Raw genomic sequence first — 19,642 nt, 5'->3', positions numbered from 1 at the left:
CCATGCTGCCACTCAAGCAAACCCGCCGCCTGCGCGACGCATTGATCGGCCTGCTGTGCTGGGGCATCGCCCTGGTGATCTTCTTCCCGATCTTCTGGATGCTGCTGACCAGCTTCAAGACCGAGCTCGACGCCTTCGCCACACCGCCACAGTTCATCTTCGCGCCAACGCTGGAAAACTACCTGCACATCAACGAGCGCAGCGACTACTTCGCCTACGCCTGGAATTCGGTGCTGATCGCCTTCTCGGCAACCGCGCTGTGCATGCTTGTCGCAGTGCCGGCGGCCTACTCCATGGCCTTTTTCGAAACCCGCCATACCAAGCGCACGCTGCTGTGGATGCTGTCGACCAAGATGCTGCCGCCGGTGGGCGTGCTGATGCCGATCTACCTGCTGGCCAAACAGTTCGGCCTGCTCGACTCGCGCCTGGCGCTGATCATCGTCTACACCCTGATCAACCTGCCGATCGTGGTGTGGATGGTGTACACCTACTTCAAGGACATCCCGGTGGACATCCTTGAAGCCGCGCGCCTGGACGGTGCCGGCACCTGGCAGGAAATCGTCCGCGTGTTGCTGCCGATCGCTCGCGGCGGGCTGGCCTCGACCGTGCTGCTGTCGTTGATCCTGTGCTGGAACGAGGCGTTCTGGTCGCTCAACCTGACCTCTTCGGCTGCCGCCCCACTGACCGCGCTGGTGGCTTCCTACTCAAGCCCGGAGGGGCTGTTCTGGGCCAAGCTCTCGGCCGTCTCGACCCTGGCCTGCGCGCCCATCCTGATTTTCGGCTGGATCAGCCAGAAGCAGCTGGTGCGCGGCCTTTCGTTCGGCGCCGTGAAATGAACCGCCCCCCACACGACACCTGCTCAATCACCCCTATTGCGGGCCGCCGCAGAGGACATTCGCCATGGCTGACCTGAAGATCCGCAACCTGCACAAAGGCTTCGATGGCCACGCCATCATCAAGGGCATCGACCTGGAGGTGCGCGACCGTGAGTTCGTGGTGTTCGTCGGCCCGTCCGGGTGTGGCAAGTCGACACTGCTGCGGCTGATCGCCGGCCTTGAGGAGGTCAGCGGCGGCCACATCACCCTGGACGGCGTCGACATCACTGACACCGCCCCGGCCAAACGCGACCTGGCCATGGTGTTCCAGACCTACGCGCTCTACCCGCACATGACCGTACGCAAGAACCTGTCGTTCGCCCTGGACCTGGCCGGCGTGGACAAGCGTGAAGTGCAGGCCAAAGTCGACAACGCCGCGCGCATCCTAGAACTGCAACCGCTGCTTGAACGCAAACCCCGCCAACTGTCTGGTGGCCAGCGCCAGCGGGTGGCGATCGGCCGGGCGATCGTGCGCAACCCAAAGATTTTCCTGTTCGACGAGCCGCTGTCTAACCTTGACGCCGCCCTGCGCGTGCAGATGCGCCTGGAGCTTGCGCGCCTGCACCAGGAGCTGGCCGCGACCATGATCTACGTGACCCACGACCAGGTCGAGGCGATGACCCTGGCCGACAAGGTGGTGGTGCTCAACGGCGGGCGCATCGAGCAGGTCGGCTCGCCGCTGGAGCTGTACCACCACCCGGCCAACCTGTTCGTCGCAGGCTTTCTCGGCACACCGAAAATGGGCTTTTTGCGCGGCCACGTGAGCCCCAGCCAGGGCACCTCGTGCGAGGTCACCCTTGAATGCGGTGCCCGTGTCAGCCTGGCACTGTGCACAGACGGCCTGCCCGCTGGCAGCCCCGTGACGCTGGGCATCCGCCCGGAGCACCTGAACATCGCCAGCGCCGGGCACGGCACACCCGGCTTGCTGCAGGTGACCGCCGACGTCAGTGAGCGCCTGGGCAGTGACAGCTACTGCCATGTACGTGCCGGCTCCGGGGAAATGCTCACCGTACGGGTGCGCGGCGACTTTGCGCCGGCCTTCGGCGAGCCCCTGGAACTGACCTTCGACCCGGGCCACTGCCACCTGTTCGACAGCAACGGCCAGGCCTTGGACAAACGCCTGCAGCAAGCGGCCTGAGGACGTACACGATGAAACTCGACCCGCACCACCTCGACCTGCTGGCGCCCACGGTCGCCCGCCCTTCCTACGCGCCCTCGCAGCTGCGCCAGGGCATCGTGCACATTGGCGTAGGTGGGTTTCACCGTGCCCATCAGGCGGCCTACACCGACGCCCTGATGAACCGCGGCGAAGGCCTGGACTGGGCCATCTGCGGCGCCGGCCTGCGCAGCGAAGACCGCGCCATGCGCGACGCCCTGGCGGCGCAGGGCTACCTGTACACCCTGTTTGTGCTGGACGACCGACCCGACACCGAAGTGCGGGTGATCGGTGCCCTCAATGACATGCTCTTGGCCGAGGACGATGCCCAAGCGCTGCTGGCCAAACTGGCCGAGCCCGGCGTCCGCATCGTCTCGCTGACCATCACCGAAGGCGGCTACTGCATCGACGACAGCACCGGCGAGTTTCGCGCCGACCTGGCGCAGGTCCGGCACGATCTGGCCAACCCGCAGGCCCCGCAAGGCGTGTTCGGCTTTCTCTGCGAAGCCCTGCGGCGGCGCCGCGAGGCCGGCGTGGGGCCGTTCACGGTGATGTCCTGCGACAACCTTCCGCACAATGGCGCGGTCGCGCGCAAGGCCCTGCTGGCCTTTGCCCGGTTGCTCGACCCGGACCTGGCCCACTGGATAGGCGAGCACGTGAGCTTCCCCAACGCCATGGTCGACCGCATCACGCCAATGACCAGCAGCGACCACCGCCAACGACTGTTCGAGCGCCACGGCGTCGAGGATGCCTGGCCGGTGGTGTGCGAGCCGTTCCTGCAGTGGGTGGTGGAAGACAAATTCGTAGCCGGGCGCCCGGCGTGGGAAAAGGTCGGTGTGCAGTTCACCGACGACGTCACGCCCTATGAAGAAATGAAAATCAAGCTGCTCAACGGCAGCCACCTGGCACTGACCTACCTGGGCTTCCTGCAGGGCTACCGCCTGGTCCACGAAACCCTTGCCGACCCACTGCTGCGCCGCTACATGCGCACGTTCATGGACCTGGACGTGACCCCGCAACTTGCCCCGGCGCCGGGCATCGACCTGGAACGCTACAAGGACAGCCTCACCGAGCGCTTCGCCAACCGCGCCATCGCCGACCAGCTGGAGCGGGTGTGCTCGGACGGCTCATCGAAGTTTCCCAAGTACATCGTCCCCACCGCCAACCAGCTGATTGCCGAGGGCCAGCCGCTGGACCGCGTGGCCCTGGTGGTAGCGGCCTGGGCCCTGTACCTGGGCGGGGTAGACGAACAGGGCAGCGCCTATGCCATCCCCGACCCACGCGCGGCCCAATGCCAGGCACGGGTGGTGCAGCGTGACGGGCTGGCTGCCCGGGTGCTGGGCGACGAAACGATATTTGGCACGGTCATCCCCGCCTCCGGTGCCTTCGTCAGCGCTTTCGAGCGCCTGTATGACAGCCTGTGTGAGGTTGGCGTGAGCGAGACGCTGCGCCGAGTGCTTGGCGACTGACCTGGAGCACACGCAATGGACGGACTGTTTCTCGGCATTGATTGCGGTACCCAAGGTACCAAGGCGCTGGTGCTGGACGCCGGCAGTGGCCGGGTGCTGGGCCTTGGTAGTGCCGCGCACGCGCCTGCACGGGGCCGCGACGGGCGCCGCGAGCAGGACCCGGCCGACTGGCTCGCCGCCCTGCACACGGCAGTCGCTGGCGCGCTGCATGAGGCCGGCGTCGATGGCCAGGCCATCCGTGCGCTGGCGGTATCCGGCCAGCAGCATGGCCTGGTGATGCTGGACGCCCAAGGCCAAGTGCTGCGCCCAGCCAAGCTCTGGTGCGACACCGAAACCACGGCAGAAAACCAAGCACTGCTGAACGCGCTCGGCGGCCCGCAAGGCTCGATCGAACGCCTGGGGCTGGTGATTGCGCCGGGTTATACCGTATCCAAGCTGCTGTGGAGCAAACGGCACTTCCCCAACCTGTTCGCCCGCCTGGCCCATGTGCTGCTGCCCCACGACTACCTCAATTACTGGCTGACAGGCCGCGCCTGCAGCGAGCCGGGCGATGCGTCTGGCACCGGTTACTACAACGTGCACCACAACACCTGGGCAACCGATGTGCTGCAACACATCGAACCGGGCGAGCGCCTGCTGGCGGCACTTCCCGAGCTGCTCGCCCCCGGCGACTGCGTCGGCCCGCTGCGCGAGCAGGCCGCCGCAGGCCTGGGGCTGAACCCTCACGCCTGGGTGGCCACCGGCGGCGGCGACAACATGCTCAGCGCCATCGGTACCGGCAATATCAGCCCTGGCATGATCACCCTCAGCCTGGGCACCTCGGGTACCCTGGCAGCTTACGCCGACCATGCCCAGTTCAACCCCAAGGGTGAGGTGGCGAACTTCTGCGCCTCCAGCGGTGGCTGGCTGCCCTTGGTCTGCACGATGAACCTGACCAACGCCTGCGCGCTGGTGCGTGACCTGCTGGAGCTTGACCTCACCCGCTTCACGGCCCTCGCCGCGCAAGCGCCGCTTGGCGCCGACGGCTTGTTGATGCTGCCGTTTTTCGATGGCGAACGCGTACCGGCGCTGCCCACTGCCAGCGCCAGCCTGCATGGCATGACCAGCGCCAACCTGACCCGCGCCAACCTGTGCCGGGCCGTACTCGAAGGCACTTGCTTCAGCCTGCGCTATGGCCTGGACCTGCTGCGCGCCAGCGGCCTGCAGGGCAGCGAAATCCGCCTGGTGGGCGGGGCGGCAAAAAGCGAGCTGTGGCGCCAGGTACTGGCCAATCTGCTCGGCCTGCCAGTGGTGTGCCCGCGCCAGACCGAAGCCGCCGCGCTGGGGGCGGCAATCCAGGCTGCCTGGAGCCTTGGCCGCCAACTGGGCCACGGCGACAGCCTGCAGGCCCTGTGCGAACGCTGCGTCGAGCTGGACGAAAGCACCCGCACCCTGCCCGGCCTGGCGCAACAGGCCGCCTACGGCGTGGCCTACAGACGCTACCTGGATCACCTGCCTGCGCATTGATCGCGGTACTGTCCTTACTCTTTTCTGTTTGGGAGAACTTCATGTATCTGGTATGTGGCGAGGCGTTGTTCGATGTCTTCAGCCTGGCAAACAGCCCGCGCACCTCAGAGCTGGGCTTTAGCGCGATTGCTGGCGGCTCGCCGTTCAACGTCGCCATCGGCCTGCGCAGGCTGGGCGTTGCCGCAGGCTTTTTCGGCGGGTTGTCCAGCGACCACCTCGGCGCGCGCCTGCGCCGGGTACTGGAGGAAGAAGGCGTGAATTGCCAGCACCTGGTGACCAGCGATGCACCCACCACCCTGGCCATGGTCGGCCTGGATGCCAACGGCTCCGCGCAGTACCAGTTCCGCGGCGAAGGCTGCGCCGACCGGCAGGTGCGGCTTGAGCATCTGCCGGTACTGGATGAGAACGTACGCGGGCTGCACGTGGGGTCATACACACTGGTGGTGACACCCGTGGCCGACACGTTGCTGGCACTGGTGGAACGCGAACGTGACCAGCGGCTGATCAGCCTGGACCCGAACGTACGCCTGAATCCGCAGCCTGATGTGGCGCTGTGGCGCAGGCGCGTTGAAGCGTTTGCCGCGCATGCACATTTGATCAAGGCCAGCGAGGAAGACCTGCAGGTGCTGTACCCGGGGCGCGACACTGGCGAGGTAGCCCGTGGCTGGTTGAACGAGCGCTGCCGGCTGGTGTTCGTGACCCACGGGGCTGAGGGTGCCAGCGTGCATTGTGCGCACGGGTCGTGGCACCGGCCGGCGGACAGCTCACTGCCGGTTCGCGACACCGTGGGGGCAGGGGATACGTTCCAGGCGGCCGTGCTGGCCTGCCTGGTTCGGCTGGGTGCGGACAGCCCGATGGGTGTGGCGATGCTGGCGCGCGACACGGTCGATGCGATGCTGGCCTACGCCATTGGGGCGGCTGCGGTGACCTGTTCAAGGGCCGGGCCGGACCTGCCGTTTGAAAGCGAGCTTTCCTGCATGCCTCAGGCCATCGGTACCTCGGGCTGATTGCGGGTCAGGGTTTGTGCTGCTTCATCGTTTGCCGATGCAGGGCAATGAACGGCGCCTCCGCCGGGTCGATGCGGTCCATTTTCGCGGCGATGCGGTGCCAGTACGGATACTGCGGCGCGATCCGCGTCACCCGCTCGATCTGTTCAAGGTCTTGGCCTGTCAGCACCAGCTCCACCGCCTGCAGGTTGTCGTGCAACTGCTCGGCCGTGCGCCCGGCCGTGATGACACTGGTGATGCCTGGTCGGTCCTTGAGCCAGGCCAGGCACACCCGCGCCGGTGAGCAGCCATGCCGGCGCCCCACCTCGATCAGCGCCTCGATGATGTCGTAGGCCCGCTCCTTGTCATGCACGTAGGGTTCCGGCCAATCGTTGCCTTGGCGGGTACCGGCCGGCGTCTGTTGCCCGCGCCGCACCTTGCCGGTCAGCAAGCCCTCCCCCAGCGGCCCCCACACCAGCGTGGCAAGGCCCTGGTCGAGTGCCATCGGCAGCAGTTCGTACTCCGCTTCACGGGCTTCGGGGGTGTAGTAGATCTGCTGGGAAACCGGCTGCTGCCAACCGTTGAGCCGAGCACTGCCGAGGGTTTTCATCATCTGCCAGGCGGTGTAGTTGGACGTGCCGAAGTAACGCACCTTGCCGCTTTGCACCAGGTGCTCAAGGGCGGCCAGGGTCTCTTCCACAGGCGTGATGCCGTCCCAGTTGTGGATCTGGTAGAGGTCGATATGGTCGGTGCCCAAGCGCTTGAGGCTGGCTTCGCAGGCGCGGATCAGGTGATAGCGCGAAGCGCCGCTGTCGTTGGGGTTGTCCCCCATCGGGCTGCGCGCCTTGGTGGCGAGGATGACCGACTGGCGCCGCTCACCCAGCGCCTGGCCGACGATCTCTTCGGCCAGGCCGTGGGAGTACAGGTCTGCCGTGTCGACCAGGTTGACCCCGGCGTCGAAGGCCATGTCGAACATGCGCCGGGCCAGTGCCACGTCCACGCTGCCGGTTTTCTCGAATGCGCCACGCCCGCCGAACGGGACCGTGCCGACCACCAGTTCAGAAACCAGCAGGCCAGTGTTGCCGAGTGCGCGGTACTTCATGGGTAGTGCCTCCAAATGCGAACGACTTGGAAGTACCGACGGGGCGCATTGCTGAAACGTTCAATCTGATTGGTTACCCCTAAGCGTTTCAGGGCTGCTACGCAGCCCATCGCCGGCAAGCCGGCTCCTACACGGACCGCGCAGTTCTTGAGCTGCGCGCTAGACCTGTGGCAGCCGGCTTGCCGGCGATGGGCCGCAAAGCGGCCCCAACCTCAAGGCCTCACTCAGCGCCAGGCGGGATACCGTCCTTGTTCTTGTCCTTGAGCCTGGCCTTTTCCTCTTCCGTGGAATGGGCGGGAACCTGGCTTTGTTTCGGGTCGTCTTTGTGCTCAGTCATGGTGCTTGCCCTCGGGTTGATGTGCGTTAGGCATTCCTGTGAGAGGGCAGTTCAAGTGAGATTGCCGACGTACCGTCAGTCCTCACTTAGCAAAAAGTGCATAAAAAACTGCATTGAAATTGCCAATCGTGCTGATGCGCAGGATCAATTTAGGGGGGCACCCCACGCTCATTATCCTCTGCGGGCGCATTCAAAAACGCCCGATTGAGCCTATGGAGCTTCTCGATGACCCCTGTGCTAAAGCATTTCCAACCCGGCCGCCTGCTGGTTGCAGCAAGCCTGGCCGCCAGCCTGCTGACGATGTCCGTCCAGGCCGCGACCCTGACCCGCGACAGCGGTGCACCGGTTGGTGACAACCAGAATTCGCAAACGGCTGGCGCCAACGGCGCGGTGCTGCTGCAAGACGCCAACCTGCTGCAGAAGCTGCAGCGCTTCGACCGCGAACGCATTCCAGAGCGGGTGGTGCACGCCCGTGGTACCGGGGTGCACGGTGAGTTCACCGCCAGCGCCGACATCAGCGACCTGAGCATCGCCAAAGTCTTCCGCCCAGGTGAGAAAACGCCGGTGTTCGTGCGCTTTTCTGCCGTGGTGCACGGCAACCACTCGCCCGAAACCCTGCGTGACCCACGCGGCTTCGCCACCAAGTTCTACACCGCAGACGGCAACTGGGACCTGGTAGGCAACAACTTCCCGACCTTCTTCATCCGCGACGCCATCAAGTTCCCGGACATGGTGCACGCGTTCAAGCCTGACCCACGCACCAACCTCGATGACGACTCCCGCCGCTTCGACTTCTTCTCCCACGTACCAGAAGCCACCCGTACCTTGACCCTGCTGTACTCCAACGAGGGTACCCCGGCCAGCTACCGCGAAATGGACGGCAACAGCGTGCACGCCTACAAGCTGGTCAACAGCGAAGGCCAAGTGCACTACGTGAAGTTCCACTGGAAGAGCCTGCAAGGCCAGAAGAACCTTGACCCCAAACAAGTCGAGCAGGTCCAGGGCCGTGATTACAGCCACATGACCAACGACCTGGTCAGCGCGATCAAGGACGGCAAGTTCCCCAAATGGGACCTGTACATCCAGGTGCTCAAGCCCGAAGACCTGGCCACGTTCGACTTCGACCCGCTCGATGCCACCAAGATCTGGCCGAACGTGCCAGAGCGCAAGATCGGCCAGATGGTGTTGAACCGCAACGTCGACAACTTCTTCCAGGAAACCGAGCAAGTCGCCATGGCGCCGTCCAACCTGGTGCCGGGTATCGAACCGTCTGAAGACCGCCTGCTGCAAGGCCGCCTGTTCGCCTATGCCGACACCCAGATGTACCGCATTGGCGCCAACGGCCTGGGCTTGCCGGTCAACCAGCCGCGCCTCCCGGTCAATAACGTCAACCAGGATGGCCAGGCCAACGCGGGCCACACCACCACGGGGGTCAACTACCAGCCAAGCCGCCTGCAGCCGCGTGAAGAACAGGCCAGCGCCCGCTATGTGCCGACCCCGCTGGTGGGCAGCACCCAGCAGGCGAAGATCCAGCGCGAGCAAAACTTCAAGCAGACTGGCGAGCTGTTCCGCTCCTACAGCAAGAAGGAACAGACCGACCTGATCAACAGCCTGGGCCAGGCCCTGGCAGTGACCGACGAGCAAAGCCGCTACATCATGCTGTCGTTCTTCTACAAGGCCGATAGCGACTACGGTGCAGGCCTGGCCAAAGTGGCCAAGGCAGACCTCAAGCGCGTTCAGCAGCTGGCAGCGAAGCTGCAGGACTGAGTGCCATGACTGAGCGGGCCGACGGCCCGCTCTTCGTTTATACGCAGGTAAACACCATGCACAAATGGATGATGGCAGCCGTGTGTGGCTTGCTGATTCTCACCGCCCAGGCACAAGAGCCGCTGCCGCCCCAAGGGCAAGACACCAACACCGAGCAGCGGTTGCGCGACTACTTCTTCGGGGCCGCACGCCGCGGGGATGAAGCAATGCTCAAGACATTCATCCAGGCGGGCTACAACCTGGATACCCCTGATGAAAAGGGCTACACCGGCCTTATTCTGGCGGCCTACCACGGCCAGCAAGCAGCCGTGGAACAACTGCTGGCGGCCGGCGCCGACCCATGCGCCCAGGACAAGCGGGGCAACACCGCACTGATGGGGGCGATATTCAAAGGCGAGGTGCGCATTGCCAGGCGGCTGATCGACGCCAAGTGCAACCCTGACCAGCGCAATGGCGCGGGGCAGACGGCCGCCATGTATGCGGCCATGTTTCAGCGCAAGGAATTGCTCGACGCGCTGGCCGCCCATGGCGCCGATATCGAAGCAACAGATGCACTGGGCAACAGCGTGCAAAGCCTGCAACAGGGTGAGCTCAACGGCGTATCGGCGCAACGCTGAGGGCTGCGCATTCTGCAATGCCACCTGCCAGCACACCGCCAGGGAGCTGCGATAAGAAAATTGGATATTGCGTAAGATAATTCCGCTACTCGGTCGCCGGGAAAGCGCCAAACTGACCGACGTCGCCCGTTGAGCGCGCTCCAGGCCCCCAGTCCGGCTCAGGCATGCTAGGTGATCACCTGGCGGATACAAGCCATCAGCGCGGCCGCCGCCGGTGACTGCAGGCAGCCACTGCGCTGCATGAGGCCGATGGCGCGGGCAGTACCGGGCAGTGCCAGCGGCAGGCGTTGCAGCTCGCCGCTGGCAATCTCGTACGCCAACTGGTGCGCAGACACCGCCGCCAGCATGTCTGAACGCACCAGCAGGCCACGGATAACCGCCAGATCAGCGCTTTCCACCACCGGCCACGGTGCTGCCAGGCCAGCGGCGGCGAAGCAGTTGTCTAGCAGCCCCCGCGCCGGCGACCCGGCCCGCGGCAACACCCAGCGCGCCTGGTGCACGCCCTTGAGCGTCAGGTGTGTGTGCAACAACGGGTGCCCCCGGCGGGCCAGCAGCACCATTTCCTCGTTGATGAGCGGCTCGCCCACCAGGTCGCTGGCATAGTCGTGAGGCCGCAAGGCGCCCAGCACGAAGTCCACATCCCCCACCCGCAATTCGGTTGCTAGCAGGTCGAACGGGCTTTCGTTGGTCACTACCCGGACCTGTGGATGCTGGGCGGTAAAACGCAAAATGGCCTCCGGCAGAATGCGCGAGCGGCCCAACGGCAACGCGCCGACATGCACCACACCGCGCAGGGTGCCTTGCATCGCACTCAGGTCACTGTCCATGTGGCGTAACTCGTTCAGCGCCCGGCGGATGGGGAAAAGAATGTCCCGGCTGGCCACAGTGGGCTGCAGGCCGCGCGACGTGCGCACGAACAAGGGCTGCCCGCACCCGCCTTCGAGCACTTTCAACGCAGCACTGACGGCCGGCTGGCTAAGGCCGAAGTGCCGCGCCACGGTTTGCATGTGCCGTGTTTCACAGAGTTTCACGAACACCTGCAGGCGCCGCGCCTGAAACAGATACAGGGGCTCGCCCTGCGCGGTGCCCAGCAACCCCGGCACACCGTCCAGTTCCGCCAGCACCCGCTGTGCACGCGGCAGCAGGCACTCGCCATAGTCGGTCAGGCGCATGCCATTGGCATGGCGCTCGAACAGCGGGACAGCCAACCGCGCCTCCAGCTCGGCGATGGCGCGGGTGACCACGGACTGAGCACGGAACAACACCTGCGTTGCCCGCGAAACGCTGCCCAACTCGGCGACCCGGATGAACGCACGTACTTGCATCAGGTTGGGCAGTTCGACGTCGATCATAAGGCTTCCCCGGCGCTCGGCTCGTGACTGGGGCGACTATGCCCCTACCCCGCTTGCCAGGCAATAAATAAAACGCATAGCCGTTGCAAGTGAACGCATTAGTGCAGTGCGCAGGCCGATGACATCCTGCGTCAACCCCCACTGCAGGAGCCTACGAACAATGAATACCCCACAAAAAGCCGCCCTGGTGGTCAGTGCACATTCGGCCGACTTTGTCTGGCGTGCCGGTGGCGCCATTGCGCTGCACGCTGAGCAAGGCTATGCCATGCACGTGGTTTGCCTGTCGTTCGGTGAGCGTGGCGAGTCTGCCAAGCTGTGGCGCAAGGGTGAAATGACCGAAGCCAAGGTCAAGGACGCACGCCGTGAGGAAGCCATGGCAGCAGCCGAAATCCTCGGCGCCAGCGTGGAATTCTTCGATATCGGCGACTACCCGATGCGCGCCGACAAGGACACCCTGTTCCGCCTGGCCGATGTGTATCGCCGGGTACAACCGGAGTTCGTGCTCAGCCATTCGTTGAAAGACCCCTACAACTACGACCACCCGCTGGCCATGAACCTGGCCCAGGAAGCCCGCATCATCGCCCAGGCCGAAGGCTACAAGCCGGGCGAGAAGATCGTTGGCGCACCGCCCGTGTACGCCTTTGAGCCGCACCAGCCCGAGCAGTGCGAATGGCGCCCGGACACCTTCCTGGACATCACCCCGGTGTGGGACAAAAAGTATGCCGCCATCCAGTGCATGGCCGGCCAGGAACACCTCTGGGAGTACTACACCCGCGTGGCCCTGCAGCGCGGCGTGCAGGCCAAGCGTAACGTGGGCATCACCAGCGCACGCAACATCGTCTACGCCGAAGGCCTGCAGAGCGTGTTCCCACGGGTGACGGAGAACCTGGCATGAGCGGGCTGATCGGAAAGACCGGCATCGTGGTACGTAATATCCCGCGCGTCGAGCAGGAACTGATCGATGCCTTGGGCCGGCTGGGCGTGGCCACGGTTCATGAGGCCCAAGGTCGCAAAGGGCTGCTCAGTACCGCCGTGCGCCCCATCCAGCAAGGTGTGGCAGTGGCCGGCAGCGCGGTTACGGTGCTGGTGGCCCCTGGCGACAACTGGATGTTCCATGTGGCCGTGGAGCAGTGCCGGCCGGGCGATGTACTGGTGGTGGCGCCCAGCTCGCCGTGCAGCGATGGCTATTTCGGCGACCTGCTGGCGACCTCGCTGCAGGCCCGCGGCGTGCGCGGCCTGGTGATCGACGCGGGCGTGCGCGACAGCCAGACCCTGCGCGACATGGGCTTTGCCGTGTGGTCGCGCGCCATCAACGCCCAAGGCACGGTGAAGGAAGTGCTGGGTTCGGTGAACCTGCCGCTGCTGTGCGCCGGGCAGCTCGTCAATGCCGGCGACATCGTGGTTGCCGATGACGACGGCGTCGTGGTGGTGCGCCATGGCGAAGCCCAGGGGGTACTCGAAGCCGCCACCCAACGCGCCGACCTGGAAGAACGCAAACGCCTGCGCTTGGCCGCCGGCGAGCTTGGCCTGGACATTTACGAGATGCGCCCGCGCCTGGCAGCCAAGGGCCTGCGTTATGTCGAGCACCTCACTGACCTGGAAGGCTGAACATGGGCCAGACCCGCATACCTTGCCTGCTGATGCGTGGCGGCACCTCCAAGGGTGCCTATTTTCTGCATGACGACCTGCCCGCCCCTGGCCCGCTGCGTGACCGCGTGCTGTTGGCGGTGATGGGCTCGCCCGATGCCCGGCAGATCGACGGGATTGGCGGCGCCGACTCGCTCACCAGCAAAGTCGCCATCATCCGCGCCTCGCAGCGCGAGGACGTCGACGTCGACTACCTGTTCGCGCAGGTGGTAGTGGACGAAGCGCGGGTGGACTACGGGCAGAACTGCGGCAACATCCTGGCCGGCGTCGGGCCCTTCGCCATCGAGCGCGGCCTAGTGGCCGCCAGCGGCGCGAGCACACCGGTGCGTATATTCATGGAAAACACCGGGCAGCTCGCCGTGGCCCAGGTGCCGACCACCGATGGCCAGGTGGAGTATGCCGGCGATACCCGTATCGATGGCGTGCCGGGCCGGGCGGCGGCGCTGGTGGTGACGTTTGCCGACGTGGCCGGCGCCAGCTGTGGAGCCCTGCTGCCGACCAGCAGCAGCCGCGACCGGGTCGATGGCGTGGAAGTGACCTGCATCGACAACGGCATGCCGGTGGTGCTGCTGCGTGCCGAAGACCTTGGCGTGACCGGCTACGAGCCGTGCGAAACGCTGGATGCCGACAGTGCACTGAAAACGCGCCTTGAAGCCATCCGCCTGCAGCTGGGCCCACGCATGAACCTGGGTGATGTCAGCCAGCGCAATGTGCCAAAGATGTGCCTGCTGTCGGCACCGCGCAACGGCGGCACGGTCAACACCCGCTCGTTCATTCCGCACCGTTGCCATGCGTCCATCGGGGTGTTTGGCGCGGTGAGTGTCGCCACGGCCTGTTTGATCGAAGGGTCGGTTGCACAGGGGCTTGCCAGCACGTGCGGCGGTGATATCCAGCGTTTGGCGGTGGAGCATCCTAGCGGCGAATTTACAGTGGAGATCAGCTTGGAACGTGGCGTGATCACGGGGTGCGGGTTGGTGAGGACGGCGCGTTTGCTGTTTGATGGGGTTGTGTGTGTTGGTCGGGATGTATGGGGTGGGCCGCAGCAGTGATTGCCACAGTTTCTTCAGCACCCTTGAGGTCGAGCGCCGCCCGCGCGGCGCATCAAAAACTCAAGAAAAAAACTGCTTCGGTTGCATAACTGAAGATTTTTGCATCCTCGGCAAGAAAATTTCGCCACACTGGTCAGAACTGAAGAAAAACCCAAGCACAGATTTCGAACGTTGCGAGCCCACCTCACATGCCCTGTGGAAAGTGAAGAAAAAAACGGCATAATCGCGAAATCTGAAGATTTTGTGAGCTGACTTAAAAAAAACACAGCGCTCACGCCCAAACTGAAGGAAAGGTACATGCGGGCAGCGGGATATTCGCTACTACTCGATAGGCTGCAGATCTCTGCGGTCGCACTCAAGCGCCCTGCGATCGTACAACCGGTCACCCGGATTGAGAAAATCGGGAACACGCTCGCGGTGCCCCATCGAATGGCGCCCTCAGAGGACGACCTGCTTGGGAATGTGCTTTTTGCGCTCAAGCACGAAGGTATCAACCTTTCAATTCTCGCCCAGGCTCTGCCACAGATCCCAGCTGAACGTTTTTCGCAAGCGCTGGAAGCATCACCCAATGGCGTTTATATCCGTAAGGCCTGCTATCTCCGGGAAGCCTTCACCGGTGAAGACATTGAGCAGCCTTCACCTGTACGCGGCGGCTTCGCTCAGCTATTCGACCCAGAACAGTACATTACGCGACCAGGTGAGCGAAATTCGAAGTGGCGGGTGGAGTTCAACGGGCTCGGAGATCTGACTTACTGCGCGACCGTAGAGCGCACTGCGCAAGTTACAGAGCTTCTCGAGCATGACATTCTCGGCAAGGCGAAGAACTTCATCGGTTCACTCCCTCCGCTGATGATGGACAGGGCTATCAACTGGGCGTATCTGCACGAGACCCAGGACTCGTTTGCAATCGAGAAGGAAGCCCCAACCGAAGATAAATCCCGCCGCTTCATCAAGCTCTTGCGCCAGGCCCATGAGCGCCACCCACTGACTGAGGATTATCTGGTTACTTTACAGAACGCCACTGTGGCAAACCCTCTGGACCTTGCGGCGGCATTTCGACACGAGCAGAACCACCTTAGCAATGGCATGCATGGAGCAGCCGGGGTGACCTATGTACCCCCTCCCCCGGGCCTGTGCCGCGAGTTGATGGAAAGCCTGATGCGCTTCGCTAATGAAGGCCCTACCCAAATCGATCCGCTTGTGGCGGCAAGCATCATTTCATTTGGGTTCGTGTTCCTCCACCCGTTCATGGATGGAAACGGGCGCTTGTCGCGCTTTTTGATCCACCAGGCTCTTTGCCATTCCGGGGCGCTTGAAAACGGCCTGTTGCTCCCAGTTTCGGTTGCGATGAAACGCGAAGAGCGCCTGTATCTGGAGACACTTCAAGGATACTCCGGGCCCGTGCGTGAATACTGGCAAGTGCACTGGATCGATCACGAGCAGTTTACATTTGAGTTCATCGGCGCTGACGCGATCTATCGATTCTGGGATGCAACGCAGTGCGTTGTATTCACCTGCCTGATGGCAAAGCGGGCGCTAGAGGTCGAGCTACGCGATGAGACGGCCTTTCTGGAAAACTATGACGCCGTCTACAGGGCCGTAGATGAGCGATTCGATGTTCGCGGCAGCGACCTCGCAAACCTGGTGATGATGTGCCTGAGCAATGGCGGGAGCGTGTCGAACAATCGGCGTAAGCAGTACCTGTACAGGGTCCCCGAGGCAGTGTTCGACTATATCGAACAGACGGCGCAACAGGTACTTGCCGCCCAGCGCTCAGCCGCTCAGCCGCAACAGGGCGCAGAGCCACAGACGGATGCAGAGTGTTGAGTCGCAGAGCGTCTATTCATGGAACGAAAAGCAAGCCACGAAGCCACCCCCGACTGGGTCATCCGTAGCGCTCACCCTGGCAGTGTGGAACGGATCGAAGCGTGGTTCGGTAGCCATGGCTATGACCCTCACCGTCACGACACATACTCGATCGGCCGCACCCTCGCCGGGGTGCAGAGCTTTCACTACAAAGGGGCGCTGTGCCACGGCCTACCGGGTAATACGCTGGTCCTGCACCCTGACGAGGTGCACGACGGCATGGCCGGGACTGAAGCGGGTTTTCGCTACCGCATGGCCTACATCGACCCGGCACTGATCCAGAACGTGCTCGGCGGTGAGCCGTTGCCCTTCATTGCTGGCGGGCTGTCCAGCGACCCGCGCCTGTACCGCGCCAGTGAAGCCTTCGTGCAGGCACTGGACCACCCGCTGGATACGCTGGAGGAGCAGGACGCCGTGTATGACCTGGCGATGGCGTTGCGTGCGGTGGGCGGTAAGCCACGCGGCCGCAAACGCCTGGATTACCGCGCGGCCGAGCGCGCCAGGGCATTCATCATGGAGCATCTTCACCTGGGCATCACCCTGCAGATGCTGGAACAGGCCAGCGGCCGCGAACAATGGAGCCTGTCCCGCGACTTTCGCGCCCTCTACGGCACCAGCCCCTACCGCTTTGTGACCCTGCGACGCCTGGACACTGTGCGCAGGCTGATGCTCGATGGCTTCACCTTGGTTGATGCAGCCCTGGCGGCAGGCTTTCACGACCAGAGCCACATGACACGCCACTTCACACGTAGCTATGGCGTGCCACCGTTGCGCTGGCTGGAGCGCTTGCGACCTGCCCGCTGACGTGCAGGATCGTACAAGAACGCCTGGTGTAGGTTCGATAGGCTGGCCACTTCAACCCATGAGGATCCGCCATGTCCAACTCCAACCCGCAACTTGCAACATGCCCTGTAAACCTTGCCCAGAAAGCTTCGCTGATCGACCAGCAGTGGAGCCCGAGAGTGGTCGCCGAAATGAACGACTACCAGTTCAAGGTTGTGCGAATAGAAGGTGAATTCATCTGGCATTCACACCCGGAAACCGACGAAGCGTTTCTCGTGCTCGAAGGCACCTTGCGCATCGATCTACCGGAGGGCTGCGTTTACGTGAACCCGGGCGAGTTGTATGTGGTGCCACGTGGGGTGGAGCACAGAACAGCCGCCGAGGCCGAAGCAAAACTGATGATGATCGAGCCGCGTGGCGTTTTGAATACCGGCCATGAAGGTGGGGAGCGCACTGCTGTGAACGACATCTGGATCTGAGCGCTGGAAATCACTCATCAAGGAGTGCTTCTGGTTTCAAAAATCCATTGCTATCGCAAGTGCACTGAGCAGCAAACAGAGGCTTGCGACCGCCGTCAAATGGACTCGCATCGGCATGAACCACCCAGGCACAGCTTGCGCCAGTTGGCGATCCTGCCAAAGATGCCCGATAAAACCAAAGGTCAACACCAAACAACCCAATGGCACAGGTAGCAGCGTGCCAACCCAACCGATCAGGGCCGGTATGACGCTCCACACGAGCCGCTCGCGACGCTGCTTGGCGAGCAAACCCTCTAACGTCATGGCGAAACCCCAGTGCAGAGCGCCGACGAAGCTCAATATCACAGCGCCATAGCTGACCAGCATGATCGAGGCAAAACCCCGGTATTCAGCAAAAAAAACAATGAGCAGCGTCAAGCCAACAAAGGGCAGCAAGCCACCGTAACCCAGCACCGCAAAGCGGCTTGAAGGTAAAGCAGCAGTAACTGAGCTCATTTGGACACCCCTTCGCGACGGCTCAACATCGGATTTCAATTGTGTCGGCCAATGAGGTTGAGGAATTCGTGGCGAGTCGAAGCGGAGTCGCGAAACTCGCCTAACATCACCGATGAAATCATCACCGAGTTCTGCTTCTCTACACCGCGCATCATCATGCACATGTGCTTGGCTTCAATCACAACCGCAACCCCTGCAGCATCCGTGACTTCCTGAATGGCATACGCAATTTGCCGCGTCAGGTTTTCCTGTATCTGTAAACGACGGGCAAACATGTCAACAACGCGCGCGACCTTGGAAAGCCCCAATACGCGCCCTGTTGGCAGGTACGCGACATGAGCTTTACCAATGAATGGCAACATGTGGTGTTCGCACAACGAGTAGAGTTCTATGTCACGAACGACGATCATTTCATCGTTTTGACTCTCGAACAAAGCGCCGTTCACTACCTCTTGAAGATTCTGGCCATACCCGTTGCACAAGTACTGCATCGCTTTGGCCGCACGCTTGGGCGTTTCCAGGAGCCCTTCGCGCTGCGGGTTTTCACCAACGCCGACGAGGATTTCATGATAGTGCTCGGCTAACGAATGTGACATTTGGACTCCTCACCGCTACAGCGGTGCCCGCCATCGGGATGTGGTAGCCAGGCCAGGTGTGGCCTCAAACGGCAGAACAGCCTGTAGAAAACTGAAAACAGGGGGCGTAACGGGCGCCAGGACAGTGGCGCGACCCACCCTCCCACATCGGCAGCCCGCCAACTCCACAAGGTTGCGTCCAAGCCTGTGACCCAGTGCCCGTTCGCGAACCTTGCATGCAGGCATGACCTCAGTTGCTCAACCGTCAAACTCAATGCCTCTGCATCGAAATCATCAGCACTGATGTCAACCAGAATGAGCTTTGCCTCGGTCGATTTCCTGCGCAGGAACGCGATCTCTCTGGCGCACAAAGGGCAGGCGCCATCGAAGTACAGCGTCAGGGGCCACTTACAATACATGTACAACCTCTCATCTTTGTACAGGTTTTTGTATAAGTTAGCCGAAACCAGGAAAATCGCAATACAGCCGTACACCTGGCTGTCGCACGCCGCTGTCACTGACCTTTGTGCTCAGGTGATCACTTCACCTTCACCACGACCTTACCTTTGGCTCTACCTTCGGCCACGTATGCCAGTGCATCAGCTGTCGAGCCCAACGCGAAGGCGCGATCCACCACGGGCTTGATGACCCCGGCTTCAACCAGCCTGGCCAGCTCAGCCAGTTGCGCACCACTCGCCCTCATGAACAGAAACTTGTAGTTGACGCCCTTGTGCTCCGACTTTTTCCTGATCCCTCGGCTGATCAAGCGAACGACCTGCCTGAACAGCCAGGAAAGGCGAAGCTGTTCTGCGAACTCGGGGGTGGGTGGGCCCGAGATGGAAATCAACAAACCACCCGGCTTCAATACATGGAGAGATTTTTCGAGAACGTCACCGCCCAGTCCGCTGAGCACGACATCGTAATCACTCAGCTGCGACTCGAAGCGCTGCGTTTTGTAATCGATCACCACGTCCGCACCCAGCGCCTTGACCCACGACACGTTGCCGGTACTCGTGGTTGTGGCGACGAAGGCTCCCAGGTGCTTGGCGACCTGAATGGCGATGCTACCGACGCCACCGGAGCCGGCCTGGATCAGAACCTTCTGGCCCGGTTGAACCTTGGCCATTTCCGCCAACGCCTGCCAGGCCGTGAGAGCCACCAATGGCAGCGAGGCCGCTTCTTCCATGTTCAGGTTGGCAGGCTTGAGTGAAACAGCAGATTCGCTAACCGCCACAAACTCGGCGAAGCCACCCATACGCGCCTGGTCTACCCGTGCGTAGACTTCGTCCCCTACCCGGAAACGACTGACTTTCCCTCCGACACGTTTCACAGTGCCAGCAACATCGTTACCCAGGATCAGAGGCATCTTGAACGGCAGGATCAGCTTGAACTCGCCCTTCCTGATTTTGATATCAAGGACGTTCACGCTTGCGGCATGAACCTCAACCAGAACGTCGAGATCATCCACCTGGGGCTCTGGAACTTCAGTGATATCACCAACGACGTCTTTGCCGTAGCGATCGATCAGAAACGCTTTCATGTTCTTAAAATTCCAAAAATATAGACGTGCCCGATGGGCTG

Annotated in this window: 20 protein-coding genes; 14 read left to right on the top strand and 6 right to left on the bottom strand. The window is 62.7% G+C overall.

Annotation, left to right across the window (positions count from 1 at the left end):
- The first annotated feature begins 2 nt into the window (after positions 1-2).
- The 5 genes from JOE27_RS01670 (at position 3) to JOE27_RS01650 (ending at position 6,013) form a co-directional block, all read left to right on the top strand.
- Positions 3-836, top strand: coding sequence for a carbohydrate ABC transporter permease (locus JOE27_RS01670; RefSeq protein ID WP_012313928.1), 834 nt, complete (start codon positions 3-5; stop codon positions 834-836).
- 64 nt (positions 837-900) lie between these two features.
- Positions 901-2,013, top strand: coding sequence for a sn-glycerol-3-phosphate ABC transporter ATP-binding protein UgpC (gene ugpC, locus JOE27_RS01665; protein ID WP_204917669.1), 1,113 nt, complete (start codon positions 901-903; stop codon positions 2,011-2,013).
- 11 nt (positions 2,014-2,024) lie between these two features.
- Positions 2,025-3,500 carry a mannitol dehydrogenase family protein gene (locus JOE27_RS01660; RefSeq protein WP_119688722.1) on the top strand — a complete coding sequence of 492 codons (1,476 nt, stop codon included), beginning with the start codon at positions 2,025-2,027 and terminating at the stop codon, positions 3,498-3,500.
- A 15-nt stretch (positions 3,501-3,515) separates the two neighbouring features.
- A complete protein-coding gene (gene xylB / locus JOE27_RS01655; protein ID WP_204917667.1) occupies positions 3,516-5,006 on the top strand; it encodes a xylulokinase in 1,491 nt (496 codons plus the stop codon).
- Positions 5,007-5,047: 41 nt separating this feature from the next.
- Positions 5,048-6,013: a carbohydrate kinase gene (locus JOE27_RS01650; RefSeq protein ID WP_204917664.1), complete on the top strand. Its 966-nt coding sequence runs from the start codon at positions 5,048-5,050 to the stop codon at positions 6,011-6,013.
- Positions 6,014-6,020: 7 nt separating this feature from the next.
- Here JOE27_RS01650 and JOE27_RS01645 read toward each other — a convergent pair whose 3' ends face one another.
- The gene (locus JOE27_RS01645) at positions 6,021-7,094 is read right to left on the bottom strand and encodes an aldo/keto reductase (protein ID WP_115275212.1); all 1,074 of its coding nucleotides are present in this window, start codon (positions 7,092-7,094) and stop codon (positions 6,021-6,023) included.
- Positions 7,095-7,656: 562 nt separating this feature from the next.
- On the opposite strand from JOE27_RS01645, the gene katB reads away from it, so the two are divergent.
- Positions 7,657-9,198 carry a catalase KatB gene (katB, locus tag JOE27_RS01640; protein WP_204917662.1) on the top strand — a complete coding sequence of 514 codons (1,542 nt, stop codon included), beginning with the start codon at positions 7,657-7,659 and terminating at the stop codon, positions 9,196-9,198.
- Between the two features lie 56 nt (positions 9,199-9,254).
- Positions 9,255-9,815 carry an ankyrin repeat domain-containing protein gene (locus JOE27_RS01635; protein WP_204917660.1) on the top strand — a complete coding sequence of 187 codons (561 nt, stop codon included), beginning with the start codon at positions 9,255-9,257 and terminating at the stop codon, positions 9,813-9,815.
- Between the two features lie 167 nt (positions 9,816-9,982).
- Here JOE27_RS01635 and JOE27_RS01630 read toward each other — a convergent pair whose 3' ends face one another.
- On the bottom strand, positions 9,983-11,167 hold the full coding sequence (locus JOE27_RS01630) for a LysR family transcriptional regulator (RefSeq protein ID WP_204917658.1): 1,185 nt from the start codon (positions 11,165-11,167) through the stop codon (positions 9,983-9,985).
- 118 nt (positions 11,168-11,285) lie between these two features.
- On the opposite strand from JOE27_RS01630, the gene galB reads away from it, so the two are divergent.
- The 7 genes from galB to JOE27_RS01595 all read left to right on the top strand — a co-directional run bounded on the left by galB (position 11,286) and on the right by JOE27_RS01595 (position 16,991).
- Entirely contained in the window at positions 11,286-12,062 is a 777-nt protein-coding gene (gene galB / locus JOE27_RS01625) for a 4-oxalmesaconate hydratase (protein WP_119688716.1), read from the top strand.
- Positions 12,059-12,775, top strand: a complete 717-nt coding sequence (locus JOE27_RS01620) for a 4-carboxy-4-hydroxy-2-oxoadipate aldolase/oxaloacetate decarboxylase (protein ID WP_115275217.1) — start codon at positions 12,059-12,061, stop codon at positions 12,773-12,775. Before galB ends, JOE27_RS01620 begins: the two co-directional genes overlap by 4 nt.
- 2 nt (positions 12,776-12,777) lie before the next feature.
- Entirely contained in the window at positions 12,778-13,863 is a 1,086-nt protein-coding gene (locus tag JOE27_RS01615) for a 4-oxalomesaconate tautomerase (protein ID WP_115275218.1), read from the top strand.
- Entirely contained in the window at positions 13,847-14,086 is a 240-nt protein-coding gene (locus JOE27_RS01610) for a hypothetical protein (RefSeq protein WP_148708313.1), read from the top strand. The genes JOE27_RS01615 and JOE27_RS01610 overlap by 17 nt, the downstream gene beginning before the upstream one ends.
- 74 nt (positions 14,087-14,160) lie before the next feature.
- Positions 14,161-15,690: a Fic family protein gene (locus JOE27_RS01605; protein WP_115275219.1), complete on the top strand. Its 1,530-nt coding sequence runs from the start codon at positions 14,161-14,163 to the stop codon at positions 15,688-15,690.
- A gap of 18 nt (positions 15,691-15,708) precedes the next feature.
- A complete protein-coding gene (locus tag JOE27_RS01600; protein ID WP_204917655.1) occupies positions 15,709-16,533 on the top strand; it encodes an AraC family transcriptional regulator in 825 nt (274 codons plus the stop codon).
- Between the two features lie 71 nt (positions 16,534-16,604).
- Entirely contained in the window at positions 16,605-16,991 is a 387-nt protein-coding gene (locus JOE27_RS01595; protein ID WP_204917653.1) for a cupin domain-containing protein, read from the top strand.
- A gap of 36 nt (positions 16,992-17,027) precedes the next feature.
- Here JOE27_RS01595 and JOE27_RS01590 read toward each other — a convergent pair whose 3' ends face one another.
- The 4 genes from JOE27_RS01590 to JOE27_RS01575 all read right to left on the bottom strand — a co-directional run bounded on the left by JOE27_RS01590 (position 17,028) and on the right by JOE27_RS01575 (position 19,601).
- Complete coding sequence (locus tag JOE27_RS01590; RefSeq protein ID WP_046787095.1) at positions 17,028-17,486, bottom strand: DUF3429 domain-containing protein; 459 nt, start codon at positions 17,484-17,486, stop codon at positions 17,028-17,030.
- A 35-nt stretch (positions 17,487-17,521) separates the two neighbouring features.
- Entirely contained in the window at positions 17,522-18,082 is a 561-nt protein-coding gene (gene folE, locus JOE27_RS01585) for a GTP cyclohydrolase I FolE (RefSeq protein ID WP_012313911.1), read from the bottom strand.
- Positions 18,067-18,480 (bottom strand): DUF393 domain-containing protein, encoded by a 414-nt coding sequence (locus JOE27_RS01580; RefSeq protein WP_046787331.1) that lies wholly within the window; start codon positions 18,478-18,480, stop codon positions 18,067-18,069. Before JOE27_RS01580 ends, folE begins: the two co-directional genes overlap by 16 nt.
- 119 nt (positions 18,481-18,599) lie before the next feature.
- Positions 18,600-19,601 (bottom strand): NADP-dependent oxidoreductase, encoded by a 1,002-nt coding sequence (locus JOE27_RS01575; RefSeq protein ID WP_204917651.1) that lies wholly within the window; start codon positions 19,599-19,601, stop codon positions 18,600-18,602.
- Between the last annotated feature and the right edge of the window lie 41 nt (positions 19,602-19,642).

This window comes from Pseudomonas sp. M5, assembly GCF_016907075.1.
Lineage (GTDB): Bacteria > Pseudomonadota > Gammaproteobacteria > Pseudomonadales > Pseudomonadaceae > Aquipseudomonas > Aquipseudomonas putida_E.
The sequence above is the reverse complement of the archived record's forward strand: the minus strand, read 5'-3'. Positions and strand labels throughout refer to the sequence as shown.

Bases quoted from the DNA above. Each gene is read 5' to 3' on its own strand.
- JOE27_RS01635 (WP_204917660.1), top strand. From the start codon at position 9,255: ATGCACAAATGGATGATGGCAGCCGTGTGTGGCTTGCTGATTCTCACC.
- JOE27_RS01645 (WP_115275212.1), bottom strand. From the start codon at position 7,094: ATGAAGTACCGCGCACTCGGCAACACTGGCCTGCTGGTTTCTGAACTG.
- JOE27_RS01600 (WP_204917655.1), top strand. From the start codon at position 15,709: ATGGAACGAAAAGCAAGCCACGAAGCCACCCCCGACTGGGTCATCCGT.
- ugpC (WP_204917669.1), top strand. From the start codon at position 901: ATGGCTGACCTGAAGATCCGCAACCTGCACAAAGGCTTCGATGGCCAC.
- JOE27_RS01580 (WP_046787331.1), bottom strand. From the start codon at position 18,480: ATGTATTGTAAGTGGCCCCTGACGCTGTACTTCGATGGCGCCTGCCCT.
- JOE27_RS01670 (WP_012313928.1), top strand. From the start codon at position 3: ATGCTGCCACTCAAGCAAACCCGCCGCCTGCGCGACGCATTGATCGGC.
- JOE27_RS01615 (WP_115275218.1), top strand. From the start codon at position 12,778: ATGGGCCAGACCCGCATACCTTGCCTGCTGATGCGTGGCGGCACCTCC.
- JOE27_RS01660 (WP_119688722.1), top strand. From the start codon at position 2,025: ATGAAACTCGACCCGCACCACCTCGACCTGCTGGCGCCCACGGTCGCC.
- galB (WP_119688716.1), top strand. From the start codon at position 11,286: ATGACATCCTGCGTCAACCCCCACTGCAGGAGCCTACGAACAATGAAT.
- JOE27_RS01650 (WP_204917664.1), top strand. From the start codon at position 5,048: ATGTATCTGGTATGTGGCGAGGCGTTGTTCGATGTCTTCAGCCTGGCA.
- JOE27_RS01620 (WP_115275217.1), top strand. From the start codon at position 12,059: ATGAGCGGGCTGATCGGAAAGACCGGCATCGTGGTACGTAATATCCCG.
- JOE27_RS01595 (WP_204917653.1), top strand. From the start codon at position 16,605: ATGTCCAACTCCAACCCGCAACTTGCAACATGCCCTGTAAACCTTGCC.
- JOE27_RS01630 (WP_204917658.1), bottom strand. From the start codon at position 11,167: ATGATCGACGTCGAACTGCCCAACCTGATGCAAGTACGTGCGTTCATC.
- JOE27_RS01575 (WP_204917651.1), bottom strand. From the start codon at position 19,601: ATGAAAGCGTTTCTGATCGATCGCTACGGCAAAGACGTCGTTGGTGAT.
- katB (WP_204917662.1), top strand. From the start codon at position 7,657: ATGACCCCTGTGCTAAAGCATTTCCAACCCGGCCGCCTGCTGGTTGCA.
- JOE27_RS01605 (WP_115275219.1), top strand. From the start codon at position 14,161: ATGCGGGCAGCGGGATATTCGCTACTACTCGATAGGCTGCAGATCTCT.
- folE (WP_012313911.1), bottom strand. From the start codon at position 18,082: ATGTCACATTCGTTAGCCGAGCACTATCATGAAATCCTCGTCGGCGTT.
- JOE27_RS01590 (WP_046787095.1), bottom strand. From the start codon at position 17,486: ATGAGCTCAGTTACTGCTGCTTTACCTTCAAGCCGCTTTGCGGTGCTG.
- xylB (WP_204917667.1), top strand. From the start codon at position 3,516: ATGGACGGACTGTTTCTCGGCATTGATTGCGGTACCCAAGGTACCAAG.